This window comes from Pseudomonas sp. RIT-To-2, assembly GCF_029623465.1.
Lineage (GTDB): Bacteria > Pseudomonadota > Gammaproteobacteria > Pseudomonadales > Pseudomonadaceae > Aquipseudomonas > Aquipseudomonas silvicola.
This window is the reverse complement of sequence record NZ_JAPYKM010000015.1, coordinates 69,793-85,773: the sequence shown is the minus strand read 5'-3', so window position 1 is coordinate 85,773 and position 15,981 is coordinate 69,793. Positions and strand designations below refer to the sequence as shown.

Annotated in this window: 18 protein-coding genes; 8 read left to right on the top strand and 10 right to left on the bottom strand. The window is 56.9% G+C overall.

Annotated elements, in window-relative coordinates; translation table 11 throughout:
• Positions 1–284: 284 nt before the first annotated feature.
• The 8 genes from QBK88_RS15545 to QBK88_RS15510 all read left to right on the top strand — a co-directional run bounded on the left by QBK88_RS15545 (position 285) and on the right by QBK88_RS15510 (position 8,091).
• A complete protein-coding gene (locus QBK88_RS15545) occupies positions 285–974 on the top strand; it encodes a YoaK family protein (RefSeq protein WP_277962718.1) in 690 nt (229 codons plus the stop codon).
• 334 nt (positions 975–1,308) lie between these two features.
• Positions 1,309–2,655, top strand: coding sequence for an outer membrane beta-barrel protein (locus QBK88_RS15540; RefSeq protein WP_277962717.1), 1,347 nt, complete (start codon positions 1,309–1,311; stop codon positions 2,653–2,655).
• A 103-nt stretch (positions 2,656–2,758) separates the two neighbouring features.
• Positions 2,759–4,069: an ABC transporter substrate-binding protein gene (locus QBK88_RS15535; protein WP_277962716.1), complete on the top strand. Its 1,311-nt coding sequence runs from the start codon at positions 2,759–2,761 to the stop codon at positions 4,067–4,069.
• Positions 4,070–4,110: 41 nt separating this feature from the next.
• Positions 4,111–4,842: an ABC transporter ATP-binding protein gene (locus QBK88_RS15530; RefSeq protein ID WP_277962715.1), complete on the top strand. Its 732-nt coding sequence runs from the start codon at positions 4,111–4,113 to the stop codon at positions 4,840–4,842.
• A complete protein-coding gene (locus QBK88_RS15525) occupies positions 4,836–5,528 on the top strand; it encodes a branched-chain amino acid ABC transporter ATP-binding protein (protein ID WP_277962714.1) in 693 nt (230 codons plus the stop codon). The genes QBK88_RS15530 and QBK88_RS15525 overlap by 7 nt, the downstream gene beginning before the upstream one ends.
• A gap of 2 nt (positions 5,529–5,530) precedes the next feature.
• The gene (locus QBK88_RS15520) at positions 5,531–6,394 is read left to right on the top strand and encodes a branched-chain amino acid ABC transporter permease (protein ID WP_277962713.1); all 864 of its coding nucleotides are present in this window, start codon (positions 5,531–5,533) and stop codon (positions 6,392–6,394) included.
• Between the two features lie 8 nt (positions 6,395–6,402).
• Positions 6,403–7,443, top strand: coding sequence for a branched-chain amino acid ABC transporter permease (locus QBK88_RS15515; protein WP_445764945.1), 1,041 nt, complete (start codon positions 6,403–6,405; stop codon positions 7,441–7,443).
• 495 nt (positions 7,444–7,938) lie between these two features.
• Entirely contained in the window at positions 7,939–8,091 is a 153-nt protein-coding gene (locus QBK88_RS15510; RefSeq protein ID WP_277962711.1) for a hypothetical protein, read from the top strand.
• On the opposite strand, the gene QBK88_RS30905 is transcribed toward QBK88_RS15510, so the two are convergent.
• The 10 genes from QBK88_RS30905 to QBK88_RS15465 all read right to left on the bottom strand — a co-directional run bounded on the left by QBK88_RS30905 (position 8,085) and on the right by QBK88_RS15465 (position 15,893).
• Positions 8,085–8,237, bottom strand: a complete 153-nt coding sequence (locus tag QBK88_RS30905) for a transposase (protein WP_445764943.1) — start codon at positions 8,235–8,237, stop codon at positions 8,085–8,087. The two genes, QBK88_RS15510 and QBK88_RS30905, sit on opposite strands and share 7 nt — an antisense overlap.
• Positions 8,238–8,649: 412 nt before the next feature.
• A complete protein-coding gene (locus QBK88_RS15505; RefSeq protein WP_277962710.1) occupies positions 8,650–8,925 on the bottom strand; it encodes a BPSL0761 family protein in 276 nt (91 codons plus the stop codon).
• A gap of 122 nt (positions 8,926–9,047) precedes the next feature.
• The gene (locus QBK88_RS15500) at positions 9,048–9,392 is read right to left on the bottom strand and encodes a Rieske 2Fe-2S domain-containing protein (protein WP_277962709.1); all 345 of its coding nucleotides are present in this window, start codon (positions 9,390–9,392) and stop codon (positions 9,048–9,050) included.
• Complete coding sequence (locus QBK88_RS15495) at positions 9,389–9,700, bottom strand: YciI family protein (protein ID WP_277962708.1); 312 nt, start codon at positions 9,698–9,700, stop codon at positions 9,389–9,391. Before QBK88_RS15495 ends, QBK88_RS15500 begins: the two co-directional genes overlap by 4 nt.
• Positions 9,697–10,569 (bottom strand): intradiol ring-cleavage dioxygenase, encoded by an 873-nt coding sequence (locus QBK88_RS15490; protein WP_277962707.1) that lies wholly within the window; start codon positions 10,567–10,569, stop codon positions 9,697–9,699. Before QBK88_RS15490 ends, QBK88_RS15495 begins: the two co-directional genes overlap by 4 nt.
• Before the next feature lie 67 nt (positions 10,570–10,636).
• Positions 10,637–11,704 (bottom strand): maleylacetate reductase, encoded by a 1,068-nt coding sequence (locus QBK88_RS15485; RefSeq protein WP_277962706.1) that lies wholly within the window; start codon positions 11,702–11,704, stop codon positions 10,637–10,639.
• An 8-nt stretch (positions 11,705–11,712) separates the two neighbouring features.
• Positions 11,713–13,176 carry an aldehyde dehydrogenase family protein gene (locus QBK88_RS15480; protein WP_277962705.1) on the bottom strand — a complete coding sequence of 488 codons (1,464 nt, stop codon included), beginning with the start codon at positions 13,174–13,176 and terminating at the stop codon, positions 11,713–11,715.
• Between the two features lie 81 nt (positions 13,177–13,257).
• Entirely contained in the window at positions 13,258–14,277 is a 1,020-nt protein-coding gene (locus tag QBK88_RS15475) for a hydroxyquinol 1,2-dioxygenase (RefSeq protein WP_277962704.1), read from the bottom strand.
• A gap of 37 nt (positions 14,278–14,314) precedes the next feature.
• A complete protein-coding gene (locus tag QBK88_RS15470; RefSeq protein WP_277962703.1) occupies positions 14,315–14,806 on the bottom strand; it encodes a hydroxyquinol 1,2-dioxygenase in 492 nt (163 codons plus the stop codon).
• A gap of 157 nt (positions 14,807–14,963) precedes the next feature.
• Positions 14,964–15,893: a LysR family transcriptional regulator gene (locus QBK88_RS15465; protein WP_277962702.1), complete on the bottom strand. Its 930-nt coding sequence runs from the start codon at positions 15,891–15,893 to the stop codon at positions 14,964–14,966.
• Positions 15,894–15,981 lie beyond the last annotated feature (88 nt).

Sequence of the window (15,981 nt, the reverse complement as noted above, 5' to 3'; positions counted from 1 at the left end):
TTTCATCCACAGTGTAGGCTTATCCAATCCTCGCAGCAGGTTAATGGTCTTGTCCTTCCCGATGACTTGCCCACTTCTTAGTTTGTTGCGCATTTGGTAAACATACCTGCCTGGATTGTGGGGTTTTTCTTTATGCATCCCCCGAATACGCTAGACCAGGGCTGACAACGCGGACGGCTCGGCCAACCGCAAGCCTAGGGAGGCGTCGATTTGAGCCTGCTGCCGTACGTACCTACTCTACAATCAGTCGATGGCACTTAACGGGCCACTAAAAGGAGAACTTGATGCAGCCGATCCACAAGTCCATTGCACCCGCCTTAAGTTTTAATGGTGGCTATGTCGACACCGTTGGTTTCCTTGCGCTGCAAGGTTTGTTTACAGCACATGTCACGGGCAACTTTGTAACCTTGGGCGTGAGCATTGTACATGGCACGTCTGGGGCATTGGCTAAACTACTGGCCTTGCCTGTCTTTGTAATCGTGGTCGGCGTGACCCACTTGAGCGCAGCGAGGCTGAACCGAAGAGGGCTCGCGTCGCTTCACCCACTGATGATCATCCATACCTTGCTATTGGCAGCGTTCTTTGGCCTGGCAGTGTGGTTGGGCCCCTTCAAGGACGGCGATAGCGTAGCTGCTCTAATCACAGGCATGACGGGGGTGGCGGCGATGGCCATCCAGAATACGGTATCGCGGCAGCATTTGAAGGCTGCCCCACCCACTACCCTGATGACGGGCAACGTCACTCAGGCCTCGATCGACGTGTTCTCATTATTGGGATTGAAAGATGGCAAGGAGCGTGAGGTGATCATGCAGCGCCTGGGCCCTATCAGTCGTAGTCTGCTTGGGTTCACCCTTGGATGCATCGGAGCGGCGCTGGCGTACCTTGCGGTTGGGCTGTGGTGTCTCGTGGTGCCGGTCGTGGTCGCCGCGTGGACGTGTGTAGAAGCTTACAAGCGCAAAGCAGACATCAACTGACCTTGTTCGCTACCCCGGATCTGCCCGGACAATCATTCAGCTTGCCTGGGCTGCAGTGATGAAAAGAAACGTGCACCGCGCGACCGCCTAGCTGAGCATGAGATTGCCTCCAAGGCGGTCGTGCGAATTGCACTCGACGGCTGTGCTTCGCGCGTTATCCAGCCCTTGCAACGCCCTTCCATTCTGATTGGCTGAAAACCGCGAACACTGAGGTCGCTCAAAGCGGAATTGTTCGCCAAATGCAGCCCGAGTAGCCTCATCTCCAAGCCATCCGCCATGTCCCGGCGGTTGCCTACCTCAGAAACCTAGCTCAAATAATAATAAGGAAGCGGGTATGTCCTCACGAGCATTGATCAATGCGGTAACGCTGTTCGCCCCTATTTTGGCGGCGGGCGCCTCTCTCTCATTACCCGTATCTGCGGCCGATGATCCACTGGGTTCACTTTCCCGTAGCGTCCTGGGCGACCAGTTGGAGCATGACTACGGGATCAAGCTCTACGGATGGGCCCAGGCGGGCCTGATTTACAACAACAATTCGACCCACGACGTAAGCAAACAAGCATTTCTGAACACCAAGGAAGGCTTCAACCTCAACCAGTTTTCGTTAGGCATTCAAAAAACACCTAAATCAAACATCGTTGGGCGTGTCGGCCCCTTCCCCGGTGAAATGCCCCAGAGCGCCGATTGGGGATTCAACCTCATGGCGCAGTACGGTAAGGACGCCCGTTACTTCAAGACGTATGGATGGGATGAAGACCTGGGGGCCAACCGGCACAACAAATCTGAAGACGAGGCTGTGTCCATTGCGCAGGCCTATTTGGATTTTTACTTACCCGTGCTGGGCGGCTCCAATTTGATGCTTGGGATATTTCATACCCCGCTGGAGAATGAAATTGGCTTTCCGCTCCCAGCGCCAGCACCGGCCGATTTCTACTCGCACACGTACTCATTCATGCACGGCCCGGCCAAGCACGCAGGTGCCCTTTACTCGTTCAAGCTTCCCTCTGCGCCGGGCGAGAGCATGCTCGGATTTGAGTTGGGCCTCGTCCAAGGCTGGAACAACCTCCAGAACCCCAATCACACCCCACATGTTATCGCCAACGTGCGTTGGCGTTCCGCGGACTTCAACACGTGGGTCGACTGGGAAAACATCTATGGCAACGGTGCAGGCGACAGCATTGCCAGTTGTTCGTGTGGCTCTCCCTTCCCCTCCGGCACCAAGGACGAGACTGACCAACGCTATGAGAGCTACCTGACCATCTCTCGTGTGCTTGATCCTGCTAATCGTGTTGCGCTTGAGATGAACTATGGGCGCCAGAAGAACGGAGCCTTCGCGGCTTTCGCCAACAAGACGGACGCCACCTGGTACGGAGCGGACTTCAACTTTTACCACCGGCTGACCGACACCGTGATGTGGAATAGCCGCGCGGAATGGTTCTACACCGACGCCCCGGCGCACGTGGTCATGGCCAATATCGATCCTCAGACAGGAATTCCTGATCCGACCTGGGGAAGCTTCTATGCGGTAACCACCAATCTGTCCTGGATGGCCACCCCCAACCTCAGGGTAAGGCCAGAACTGCGTTACGACATTCACAGCGGCCCTGGACGCGATGCCTACGCAGACGGTGATCGCGACGCCCAGTTGGTGATGTCTCTGGACGCGACCGTCTATTTCTAACCCCCTCAGCGCACAGCACATTGCTGCGCATTGAAACGGCCTGGGTATCCGGAGCAAGCCGCCCCGAATCCCCGCGCTACAGAACCAACTGGAGTTCAGATCCATGACAGATAACAACAATAAAATTCCGCTCAGTTGCCCTCTCTCAAGGCGCGATATCCTGCGTGCCGGTGGCGTAATGGCAGGCTCGCTGGCCTTGGCGAGCCTCCCGTTGGGCCCGCTTCTGGCAGCGGAGCGTGTGATCAAGATCGGCTACGTCAGTCCACAAACCGGGCCATTGGCCCCGTTTGCCGCAGCAGACAAGTACATTCTCGACACCCTGGCCCAAGTGCTCAAAGGCTCGATCAACGTTGCCGGTCAGCAGTATCGGTTGGAAGTCATCGTCAAGGACAGCCAGTCCAACCCCAATCGCGCCGCGGAAGTCGCAAGTCAGCTGATCCTTTCTGACAAGGTCGACCTGATGCTGGTGTCTTCCACACCAGAGACCACGAACCCGGTTTCTGATCAGTGCGAAATCAACGAAGTCCCGTGCATTTCCACGGTTGCGCCCTGGCAGCCTTGGTTCTTTACCCGGGGGGGCGATCCAACCCAAGGTTTTGAATGGACGTATCACTTCTTCTGGGGGCTGGAGGATGTCATCGGTGCGTATACCGCCATGTGGGCTGCATTGGAGACCAACAAAAGCGTGGGCGGACTGTTCCCCAACGATGGCGACGGCAATGCCTGGGGTGACAGCAAGCTCGGCTTTCCACCTGTACTCGCTCAAAAGGGTTTCAAGTTGGTCGATCCAGGGCGATTCCAGAGCATGACCGATGATTTTTCTGCGCAAATTTCCGCATTCAAAAAGGCCGATACACAGATCGTCACTGGTGTTGTTATCCCGCCTGACCTGACGACCTTCTGGACTCAAGCCCGCCAGCAAGGTTTCCAACCCAAAGTGGTTTCGGTCGGCAAGGCATTGTTGTTCCCCACGGCAGTGGAAACCCTTGGCAAGGCAGGTCATAACCTGTCGACTGAGGTCTGGTGGAGTCCTGCTCACCCGTTCTCATCCTCGCTGACAGGACGTTCCGCCGGGCAGCTTGCTCAAAGTTTCACCGAAACTACCGGTAAACAATGGACACAGCCGCTGGGCTTTGTGCACGCGCTTTTCGAGTTGGCCGTGGACATTCTCAAGCGTACCGAGGAGGTAGGCAATGCGCACGCTGTGCGAGACGCCCTGCTCAAGACGCGCCTGAACACTGTGGTTGGGCCGATCAATTGGAGCGACAGCCCCATCAAGAACGTGGCGAAAACACCCTTGGTGGGCGGTCAGTGGCGGCTGCAACCGACAGGCAAGTACGACCTGGTCATCACCAATAATGCGACCGCTCCGTCTATTCCCGCGGCCAGCGAAATGCAGGCGATCACTTACTGAAACTCGGTCTTGGCCCATCGAGGCCTCAGCGCAGGTGTGATATGCAGCCCCTTTTGGTTCTCAACGATCTGCACAAAAGTTACGGTTCGGTCAAAGTCACTGACGCCGTGACTCTCAAACTCGAAGCGGGAGAAGCGCTAGGCATCATCGGCCCAAATGGTGCCGGCAAGAGCACCTTGTTCAACCTCATCGCCGGAGGTGTCGGCCCTGACAGCGGGCAAATTCACTTCCAAGGTCGGGAAGTGACCCATGAGCCGGTATTCAAACGATGTCAGAGCGGGATCGGCAGGTCTCATCAGATTCCCCACCCGTTCGTAAAAATGACGGTGTTTGAAAACCTGCTGGTGGGGGCGGCGTTTGGGGCAAAGCTCTCTGACAAGGACGCGCGTGACTGGTGCGCCCACATTCTGACACTCACTGGCCTGATGAAAAAAGCGAATGTCAAAGCCAGCACACTGACATTGCTCGATCGCAAGCGGCTGGAAATGGCACGCGCCCTCTCTATCCAACCCAAGCTCTTGTTGCTCGACGAGATTGCTGGCGGCCTGACAGAGCCGGAATGTTTGGCATTAGTGGAAACCATTCAAGGCATTCACAAAGGCGGGGTCGCCATTATCTGGATTGAGCACATCGTCCATGCACTGCTGGCGGTAGTCGGGCGGCTGATGGTGCTCAACTTTGGGCGCAAACTTGCGGAGGGTAATCCTAATGCAGTCATGACTGATCCTAAGGTGCAGGAAATTTACATGGGCATCGGGAGTACAACATGCTGACTACCCACAAGCTGACCGCGAGTTATGGCGACTTCCAAGCGCTGTTTGATATCTCGATTGAGCTGAAGGAAGGCGAAACCGTAGCGATCATCGGCTCCAACGGCGCCGGCAAATCGACTTTCCTGAGATCGCTGGCAGGCCTTATCAAGAATAGTCATGAGGCCATCACGTTCAACGGCACCGCGATTGGCGCCCTAGCCGCCAACCATGTGCTGGAACAAGGGATTGCCTTGGTGCCAGAGGGTCGACGGTTGTTCCCATCACTGAGCGTGGAGGAAAACCTGAAGATTGGGGCCTATCTCCACAGGAAGGGGCATTGGACGCTGGAGCGGATCTATTCGCTGTTCCCCATCCTCGAAAAGATGCGATCGCGTCCTGGGACTGCGCTCTCTGGAGGGCAGCAACAGATGGTGGCGATAGGTCGGGCCTTGATGTCCAACCCGCGGTTGTTGCTGTGCGACGAGATCAGCCTGGGGCTTGCGCCTACAACCATCAAGGATATCTACGCAGCCCTTCCGTCCATCAAGGCGGATGGCACCACCGTGATCCTCGTCGAGCAGGACATCAATCAGGCCCTCAGTGTGAGCGATCGCTTCTACTGCTTCCAGGAAGGACGTGTATCACTGACAGGTCGGCCAGGCGAAGTCGACATGGCTCATATCAAAGCAGCGTATTTCGGGGTGTAGTTATGGAATGGGTCAATACTTTGCTCCAAGGTATCCTCCTGGGTGGTCTCTATGCGATGTTCGCCGTGGGGCTCTCCCTCATGTTCGGGGTCATGCGCCTGGTCAACATCGCCCACGGAGACTTCATCGTACTTGCGGCGTACCTTGCGCTGCTCGTGGTGAACCATCTGGGCTTCTCGGCCCTGGCTAGCCTGGCAATCGTCGTACCGGTGATGTTTGCATTTGGCTACGTTCTGCAGCGGTTGCTGCTCAATCGCACCCTAGGCCAGGACATCCTCCCGCCGTTGCTGGTGACATTCGGCTTATCGATCATTGTCCAGAATACGTTGCTCCAGTTCTTCAGCGCCGACAGCCAGAAACTGTCCCAAGGGGATCTGGAGGTAGCCAGCATCAATGTTGCCGGTTTCAGTCTGGGCGTGATGCCATTGATGGTGTTTTGCAGCGCCTTGATGGTCATAGGGGGGTTGCAGCTTCTGTTCTACAGGACATCACTGGGTAGAGCTTTTCGTGCTACCTCTGACGACCAACAAACAGCACGCCTAATGGGGATCAACAATGCCCATGTCTTTGGCCTCGCGATGGCGCTAGCCATGGCGGTTGTCTCCATTGCGGCGGTATTCCTTTCAATACGCACCAGCTTTGACCCAACCGTTGGCCCTGCCCGGCTCCTCTATGGGTTCGAGGCCGTAATCATCGGGGGCCTCGGTAGCCTGTGGGGCACGCTGGCGGGCGGTGTGATTCTGGGCGTGGCACAGGCCATCGGCGCCCAGATCGACCCAGGTTGGCAAATCCTGGCAGGACACTTGGTGTTTCTGCTGATTCTCGTTGTGCGGCCCCGCGGGCTGTTCCCTCGGAGTGTGGACTGATGAATATCATGAGCAAATCTTTCACCCACGACGGCGTCGAATCGAACGGCTCGGCGTATGTGGTTCAGCGCGCCAGCGTGAGCAGCAAAGTCGGACTGCTCATATTCGCGTTGTGCCTGGCCGTGCTCCTGAGCGCACCTCTCTGGGCCGAGCGATCGGGTTTGAGACTGGTCGTTGAATTCGCCTGCTACCTGGCACTGGCACAGATGTGGAACCTCTTGGCGGGCTATGCCGGATTGGTCTCAGTGGGGCAGCAGGCGTTTGTGGGCCTGGGGGGCTACCTGCTGTTCATCCTGGCGTCCAAGCTCGGGATCAGCCCTCTTATTGCTCTTATCTCGGCGGGCGTCCTGGCTGGCCTCCTGGCGATCCCGACAGCTTTCGTAGTGTTCCGTCTAAAGGGGGCATACTTCGCTATTGGTACCTGGGTGGTCGCGGAGGTGTTTCGCCTAGGTTTAGCTCAAGCCACCTTTCTGGGTGGCGGTTCGGGACAGAGCCTACCCGTGGGCGTTGTCAAGCAACTGGGACCCAATCGAGAACTGTTAATCTACTACGTCGCTGTTGGCTTGGCGGTTGCAGCCATTATGGCCATTTTTATGACCCTGAGGTCTCGCCAAGGCCTGGCGCTCACGGCGGTACGTGATTCTGAAGCCGCAGCCGGTAGCCTTGGCGTGGACACGTCCCGCATTAAATTGGCTATCTACGTAGGCGTCGCAGCTTTTACGGGCGTCATCGGGGCTTTGCTTTTCCTCCAAAAGCTCAGGATTTCCCCAGATGCTGCATTTAACCTCCAGGATTGGACGGCGGTGGTCATCTTCATCGTAATCATTGGCGGCATCGGTACTTTGGAAGGCCCCTTGATCGGTACGCTTGTGTACTTCCTGCTCCGTGGGGCGCTGTCGGGGTACGGGCCTATTTACATGATCCTGCTGGGGGTTGTAGCCGTAGGCATGATGCTGTGGATGCCTCAGGGCATCTGGGGGACAATTCAGAATCGGTTTGGATGGCAGCTGTTCGCATTGCAGCGCAAGCTCCGCCCCGCAGCGATCTAACTAGGCGAGCGGGTTGCCCCGCCATGCTTGCTTCACTACGTAAGAAGTTGCCTTGTAAATGGTCTAGCCGGACGCCCGAGGGCACTGTTGCAAGTGCCCTCACTCGGCAAGTAGCTTTGGGGGAATATCGGCGTCCGATGAGACGAGTGCAGCCCCCACGACTGAATACCACATTGCGGCTTGTTCTCGACCCAATCCATGCAGTGATGAAGCAAGTGAACCCCCGAAATTAACATAAAGTCCGAGCTCTCGATGGTGGGAATACGCCCGACCACGTTGAGAACTCCCTTATTGGGTAGCGTAAATAGATCCATTTCAAGATCCTTTGCCGTGTGCGGTTAGCCCCGCGGTTGGCAAAGGGGTAAGCGCAGTGCGGCTTCGCCGCATCGAACACTGCGACCACTCGTGCCAGTGCCGTCGCGGTGCCGGCGCGCATGTCCATGGGCTGGTGGCGAGCCAGATAGCATCGACGCGAATCATTGGGCCAGGCCACGAATGAAACACGCGCAGCCGTTCGGATCCGAGGCTGGCCACTTTACGGTGATGGATTTATCGCCTAGAAGCAGCGAGATGATCACCATCTCTTCTGCTGCTCGCCTTGGTGCCGTTTTTATTGGAACGAAAGCCGGCAAGGTTGCAGGCTATTGATCACGGTAAGTCGATAGCCACTTGCGGATCACGTTGGAGTTGATGCCGTGATGGATGGCTACGCCGGAAATCGTCGCTCCGGATTGCAGGCATTCCTGGACGACTTGGGCTTTGAATGGTTTGAGGTAAGAGCTTCGTTGGCGCATGGATATCCTGGCGATAAGGGTGATCGCGTCCGCTTAAAAATACGCGGACACCATCGCCCTTAATGCTGGAGTTCGGTAGGTTACTTGGCCGGACGCTTACCAAGCGCGTGCATCCTGGTCCACACGGAAAGGATTCCTGTTCTTTGAAGGCACCAAAAACAACGGGCAGGCTCTGTTTATTAGAGGGCTGTGAGAGGGAGATGTGATCCCAAGATATTGGCTTGCTTGGGACGAGCGGGATATGCACGGAATAGCGTCACACATGTGATGCCTCGCTCTATCTCTCGCACGACGTGCACGAGGGGCATTTAGGGAAGTGCCGGAACCTGCTCGACATGCAACGTGCTAAATCGACCATCGAGATCAAACAACGCGGCCGGAGAGTATCAACGCCAATAACCTGTACTTCCAGTCAATTCGAACCGATTTGCTCATCCTGTTCGACCAGTCGATTGAGCGCCTGTTCATCGGCGCTGTCCCCCACTGAAAACAAGATATCACTAATACCTACAGCGCTCTGCAGGTAAGCCTCACGCTTGGCGATCGTCAGCACATTACGCGCCGTAGGGTAGTGTTTAAGCAGCGCGCAAGCTTGATCACGTACGTCAAGCGGCACTCGTTCATCACACATCAGGTTGTGGAGAAAACGTCGAGTAGCGACGACTGTTTTAGTGCGCTGGACGGGCATTGCAGGCTCCTCTGGCTAAGACACAACAGGACGGCGCATGGCACGGCTGCCGTCCAATAAACGCGCGTTATTATGCCAGAATTTTCTTTATTCAATCTCAACAGGAGGTCAGAACCGCTGGGTCAACCGTCCCCCAAAACGATGCCGCTACCCTCCTGGCGGCACGAAATCCTTTCCAGACGAGCGCCGGCGCATGGCCCGTCAACGCACACACCGTCCTCAAATCGAAACATGGCGCTGTGATGAGCACACATAAGAATCTGCTGGCGATACGTGCAGAACTCGCCAGGGTGAAAATCCAGCGGGACTGAAAAGTGGGGACAACAGTTGCGATAGACCCAGGCCTGCTCTCCTCGCCTGACCGCGACCAGTGCCTGGCGCACGCCTGCGATTTCAACGTCCAGGGCTTTGGCGCCACCGTCGGGAATGTCCTCTAGTGAGCAAAGTATCTTTACGTCCCTAATCATCGGCGCAGCTCCGGGTTACCCAGCCCCCAGCTCCAAGGTCTGATTTCGATTCGTTCAAAGATGCCTGCTTTGACGTAGGGATCGTCCGCCAGGAATGCTTCGACTTCTACCCTCGACGCCGCCTCCACGACCAGCAACGTACCGTTCATGCGTCCGTCCGTATCATCCAGAGTTGGCCCTCCCAGTCTCACCACCACACGGTGTGGTTCGGGGTTACGCAGGTGCTCGCGATGCGCGGGCCTGATCTGTTCGCGCATCACCAGTTGTTCCGCTTTATCAGTAGCAAACACCGCAAAATATTGATTCATGATGGTGCCTGCTCCAGCACAAAGTCATAACGGGCGTGCTGGAACCCTGTCGCCATATCCAGTTCCGCGGTCAGCGGATGATCGGCCTCGTAAGGCTTGTATGCAACGCGTAGCGAGTCTTTCACGCCGAACACCGCGTCCGAATCCAAATACGGATCACCGTCATTGAACAGGTGAGTCACCAAGGTACGGTAGCCCTCGGCCTTTATCATGAAATGCAAATGCGCCGGCCGCCAAGGGTGTCGGCCAGTGGCATCCAACAGTTGCCCAACCGGCCCATCCGTGGGAATCGAATAGCTGACTGGCAAGATGGTACGGATGGCGTAACGCCCTTGTGCATCTGTGCGATAGCGTCCGCGGAGGTTGCCGATAGGCTGGTCGACATCCTGTCCCGAATACATGCCATTGGCTGCGGTTTGCCAAATATCGAGCACAGCATGGGAGATGGGTTGACCTTGGCAGTCGAGCACTCGCCCCGTTATCAAGGCGGGTTGTCCGGACGTGTACGCCATGTTTTCTCCATAGCCACGTTCAGGCATACCTTCAATGTAGAAAGGCCCAAACACGGTACTTTCTGTGGCTCCTCCACCAGCGCGGTGGTTGATGGCATCAACCAGCATCGACAAGCCTGTTACATCAGAAAGCAGGATGAATTCCTGGCGAACCAGCCCATCGCATTTCTGGCCGGTGGCCGTAAGGAAGCGAATACCTTCAAACCATTCCTGCTCAGTGAGCTCGACTTCCTGAGCAAACGCGTGGAGGTGGCGAACAAGTGCCTGAACGATATGGCGGAGGCGTTCGTCAGGGGTTGCCTCAAAACTGGCGATGGCTTTAGCCGTGATGAGGGATTCAGCTTGGCGTGTTGTCATTATTGTTCTCGCTCTGCGTGCAGCTAAGACCTGGTCGTGTTTCCGACCAGGACTAGCTCTCGCACATTCAGGCTGGGAGCAGGCCTTGGCGGGCTCGCTCAAGGAGGGTCTCAATCGGCTCTTGCTCAAATGGCCGTGGGTTGTAGTACGGGCTTGCGCAGGCAATGCGAGCTGCTTGCGCGGGGCCATCGGCTGGGAAACCAATCGCTTCTAGCGCCAACGGAATTCCCAGTCGCTTGTTCAAAGCAAATAACAGGCTGCCAATGTCCTCAGCACTCTCACCACCCAATGCTTTCGCGGCGCGTGTGAGCGGCTCCCCTGCAGCGACGCGGTTGTAATGCGCCGCATGGGGAAGAACGATCGCGTGCGCCTGGGCATGGGGCAGGTTAAACGTGCCGCCAAGGGTATGGCACAGCTTGTGATGGATCGCCATACCCACGGAACCCAGGCAAATACCGGCAAGCCATGCGCCGTACTGCGCTTCTTCCCGTGCTTTTTCGTCTGAAGGATTGACCACAATTGCCGGGAGCGACTGCGCCAATGCGCGGATGGATTCCTCTGCCATCAAACTGACGATGGGGTTAGCGTCCTGCGCGTACAGTGCCTCCACGGCATGGGCCATAGCGTTCATTCCGGAGCAAGCCGAGATCTCTGCCGGAAGGCTATAGGTCAGCCGCGGATCGTAGATCACGGTTTTTGGCAGGACGCAGATATCGCGCCCGGTTTTTTTCAGACGGTTTTCAGTCAGCCCCCAGATGGGGGTCATTTCCGAGCCCGCGTAGGTGGTTGGGATCGCCAGGATAGGTAGGCCGGAGTCCAGCGCGATTGCTTTGCCAAGGCCTATGGTCGAACCCCCACCGATGGCAACGCAGCAGTCTGCACCCAGACGGGACGCCTCTTCACGAGCAGCCTGTGCTACCTCCAGAGGCACGTGCATCACGGCATTTGGATAGGCGCCTGCGCTGCGAGCACCGAGTAAGTGGGCAACCCGCTCTCCCAATGCCTGCTGCTCTGGGGTGGTCAGAATCAGCGCACGGCGTGCACCGAGCAGGTCGATTTCCTCCTCAAGCTTTGCCAGTGTATCGGTACCGAACACGACCCTGCTGGGGGTACCCTGATAGACAAACGATTTCATGGCGTACCTCAGCGTTTGAAGTGCGGGGGAATCTGGGCGTCGACGTTCACCCATACCGAGTGCGCCTCGGTGTAGTCATGGATCGCCTCGAAGCCCATCTCACGGCCGTAGCCGGATTGACCTACCCCACCGAAAGGGCTACCCGGGCTTACCCGTTTGTAGCAGTTGATCCAGCACATGCCAGCCCGGATTTTGGAGGCCATGCCATGCGCGCGTTGCAGGTCGCGCGTCCACAGCCCACTGCCCAGCCCATACTCGGTACCATTCGCAATCTCGAGTGCCTGTTCATCAGTAGAGAAGCGCAACACGGTCACGAATGGCCCAAACACTTCCTCCTGGGCAACCCGGTGATGAGGCTGTGCTTCGACGATAGTTGGCTCGACGTAATAACCATCGGCAAGCCCTGGGGCTGTAGGCGCCTTGCCACCGGTGATGATGCGACCGCCCTGCTCTTTCGCGATCGCCACGTACGACAATACACGATCGCGGTGCAGCGCTGAGGTCAGTGGGCCCATCTCGGTGTCGGGATCGAGCGGGTTACCCAGACGAATGGACTCAGCCAGCTTCGTGAACTTCTCCAGGAACTGATCCGCAATGCTTTCGTGCAGCACCAAGCGCGACCCTGCGATGCAGGCTTGGCCCTGGTTATGGAAAATCGCCCAGGCAGCGCCGTTCACGGCGGCATCAATGTTGGCGTCTTCGAAGACGATGTTAGCGCCCTTACCTCCCAGCTCCAGCTGTACGCGCTTAAGATTTCCTTTCGAGGCTTCGACAATGCGCCGGCCAGTCGCGGTAGAGCCGGTAAAACAAATCTTGCCCACATCCGGGTGGTCAGCCAGGCGCTGGCCAGCCGTGTTGCCATAGCCGGGCACCACGTTCACCACGCCATCGGGGAAGCCGACTTCCTTCATCAGCTCAGCAATTCGCAGTGTCGACAAAGGTGTGATTTCGGACGGCTTGATGACCACGGTATTCCCGGCGGCCAATGCAGGCCCCATTTTCCAGCTGGTGAACATCAGCGGGAAATTCCAAGGCACAATTTGCCCTACCACGCCAATCGGCTTGCGCTGCACATAGTTCAGGAAGCCCGCTTCCACTGGAATAACCGAACCTTCGATTTTGTCGGCGATACCACCGAAGTAGCGAAAGCACGCGGCAGTGCGCGGCACGTCGAGGTTCCGAGAATCACGAATCGGGTGACCGGTATCCAGAGACTCGAGCTGCGCCAGCTCTTCGGCATTGGCCTCAATGGCATCGGCAAGCTTGAGCAGAAGTCGGCCGCGGTCTGCGCCTGACAGGGCAGACCAGGCAGGGAAGGCCTTTTTGGCGGCAGCAACGGCCACATCCACGTCCTCGGCTTCTGCAGCCGAGATGCAGGTAATCAGCGAGCCATCGTTGGGGGACAACACTTCGATCTGACCGCCCTTGAGTGCCGGGACGAACTGACCGTTGATGAAGAGTTGATTTTGCATGACGAACGTCTCCCTACACCGCCTCGGAAAGGCGGCGTGAGTTTAAATACAGAAGTTAGTGCTGGCGCCGCGGCGCGAGGCTTAGAAATCCACTGGATACGGCTTGAGTTCGCCGCTTTCGTAGCGCTGTGGCAGGTTCGGAGTGGCGTTTTCCCACACCAAGAGCATGGAGCGCTTCGTGGAGTAGCCTTGGTGGCGAATGTCCGCCGGCATCGCCGCGATATCACCTGCACGCATGGTCAGCCGAGCGCGAGGCGTACCATCGTCCTTATCGCCGACGTCCCAAATGATTTCATCCGACATCTGCAAGAACCATTCGACACGGTCATTGCCATGGAAGACTGGAAGGATGAATTCTTCGGTGGTAGGGCAGAACAAGCTTGCCTTGCACACCGAGCTGACCGATGGGTTCCAGGTAACGTCCGATCGCGACAGGTATTTGAACAGGTTGATGGCATGCAGTTCGCCCTCGAAACCATCAGCCACATGCACTTCCGGCTCATCCTGGGGAACGTCTGCAAATTGCCGGTTTACTGGAAGGTCATTGCGTAGTGGCGAGTCGTCTGGAAGACCAGGCATTCTTTTGGTCGCGATGCGGAATCGTTCGATCGCTTCCAGGTTGTCACCATGTTTGCGGCCAAACGCAGAGCCCGTCTCCTCGGGAGCGGCGAACGGGTCGAAACCTTCGTTTGTCCAGTCGCGCAGGATAGCCTTGAACGTTGCCATGATTTTTGGCGTTTCAAACTGTTCGATGTAATCCACCCCTGCTTCACGCAGTACACCGTTGAAGGTGCCCGCGTACATGTCCACCTTGCCGTAGTGGTTGTGGGTGCCGATCACGGAGTCGAAGTTGACCCAGCCGTAGAAGAAGCCCCATGCAACGTCGCGCATCAGCGCACGCAAGAAGGCATCGGCAGGAATCAGGTGCGAGCGTGTCTGCCCTTTGGCAGGCCACTCAATGCGCGCGAAGTACTCGTCGCGGGAAATCTGGAACGCACCCAGGGTGAAGGCGCGATACCCAGTCACCTCATGAGGTGCGCTGGCTTCGACATCATCAAAGGGAACGATAGGGGGCAATTCAGCAGTTTCGAGCATGGCCATTAAAAAGGTCTCCTTATTCTTGTTCAGGTCGGGATGCTTACTTGATGCAAATCTCAGCCCATTTCTCGACGGACAACGGGCCTTGGATGGTCTGCTGCAGCAGCACGCCAGGACGGGGACTTTCAAAACGGTACGAACAGCCGGCAGGCAGCAGCGCCTGATGGCCGCGGCGCAAGATCACATAACCCATCGGGCGACCCTTGGGTTGTTCGCCGGCGAGTTGGGTGCCCTCGCCTTCTTTGAGGGGCTGGTCAAGCTTCAGGAAGTCGATGCGAACTTCACCATCCATGCAGATGGCGAATTCGTCGTGAGCACAGTGGTACCAGGGCGACCGCCCTTCTGCACGCAACACTTCGATGACATATCCGAGGTTCAAGCCAACCACGACTTTCTCGTACGGCTGAGATTTGTCGGCGACTTCGAATATGTTCGAAAACGCATAGTGGCTGGCCTGGCCTTTCACCAGCTCGATGGTGCCCTTACGATAATTCGCCAGGGAACCGAAGACAGTACGGAATGCGGCACTCATGTCGGTATACCTTTGTTGTTGTAGTCGTTGGTTACAAGGTAAGTGCGTAAGGCCCTCGCAACAATCCCACAAGCACCGACCTCAGTGTTTGCAGAACACGAACAAACCAGATAGCACGATATAGAGGGGGCTGATCACCTCAATCGCTACTGATGGCTTAGCGAATCCAGCCTTTTTCGAGCAGCGGGCGATCCCAGTCTGGCACGTCTGTAAGACGATTCACGAGAAAGTCGATCAGGCTCCGCACCTTAAGCGCCCCGCGCTGCGTGGCAGGAAACACGGCAGAAAAACTAAAGGCTGAAAGCGGGTACTCGGTGAGTAAGGGCACCAGTTTTCCACTTTGCAGGTCGTCACTGGCTACCAGTGTCGGTAGGCAAACCAGGGCATTCCCTGTCAGGGCGAAGTCACGCAGCAAGTGGACGGAATTTGAACGGATATGGCCTGGCAGGCTCAGTTCGATGATTTCGGTACCGTGGTGGAAATGCCAGCGATTGCGCGTGGGATACCCCTCGTAGAGCGCGATACGGTGGTTAAGGAGGTCTTCGGGCGTACGGGGTGTCGGGTGCCTGGCCAAATAATCCGGCGTCGCCATGAACAGCCTCCGGACACTGAACAATTTACGCTCGATCAACGCTTCTGCTTGAGGGGCAAACATCTGGAAGGCTATGTCGAAACCCTCTTCGATGGGGTCGACCACGCGATCATTGACGATCACGTCCACTTCAATATCGGGGTAGAGCTCAGTGAACTCGGCTAACAGACGACCGAAATGGTGAATGGCAAACCCAGGGAGCATCTGGACACGCAGCTTACCCACGGGTTTGGCGCGCAGATCGCGCATTTGCTCGGTCAGCGAATTGAAACCGGCGACCATATCGGCGCATTCGCGATAGTAGGTTTCCCCTATTTCCGAAAGGCGTACATGCCGGGTACTACGGTGAAACAAGGGGGCATTGATGAACGTTTCCAGTTGCTGAATACGATGGCTGATCACTGAGCGAGTGACACCCAATTGCTCTGCAGCGCGAGCGAAATTGCCGGTCTCAGCAACCCGGACGAACGCCTCGATGCTCAGTAGGCGATCCATAAGGCACCTCCGATTTCGTTATTGTTATAGATACGGCAACGCCAGCTAGAGCGAGTCTAGCTGGCGCGAAGCGTACCCCTGGCTGGAG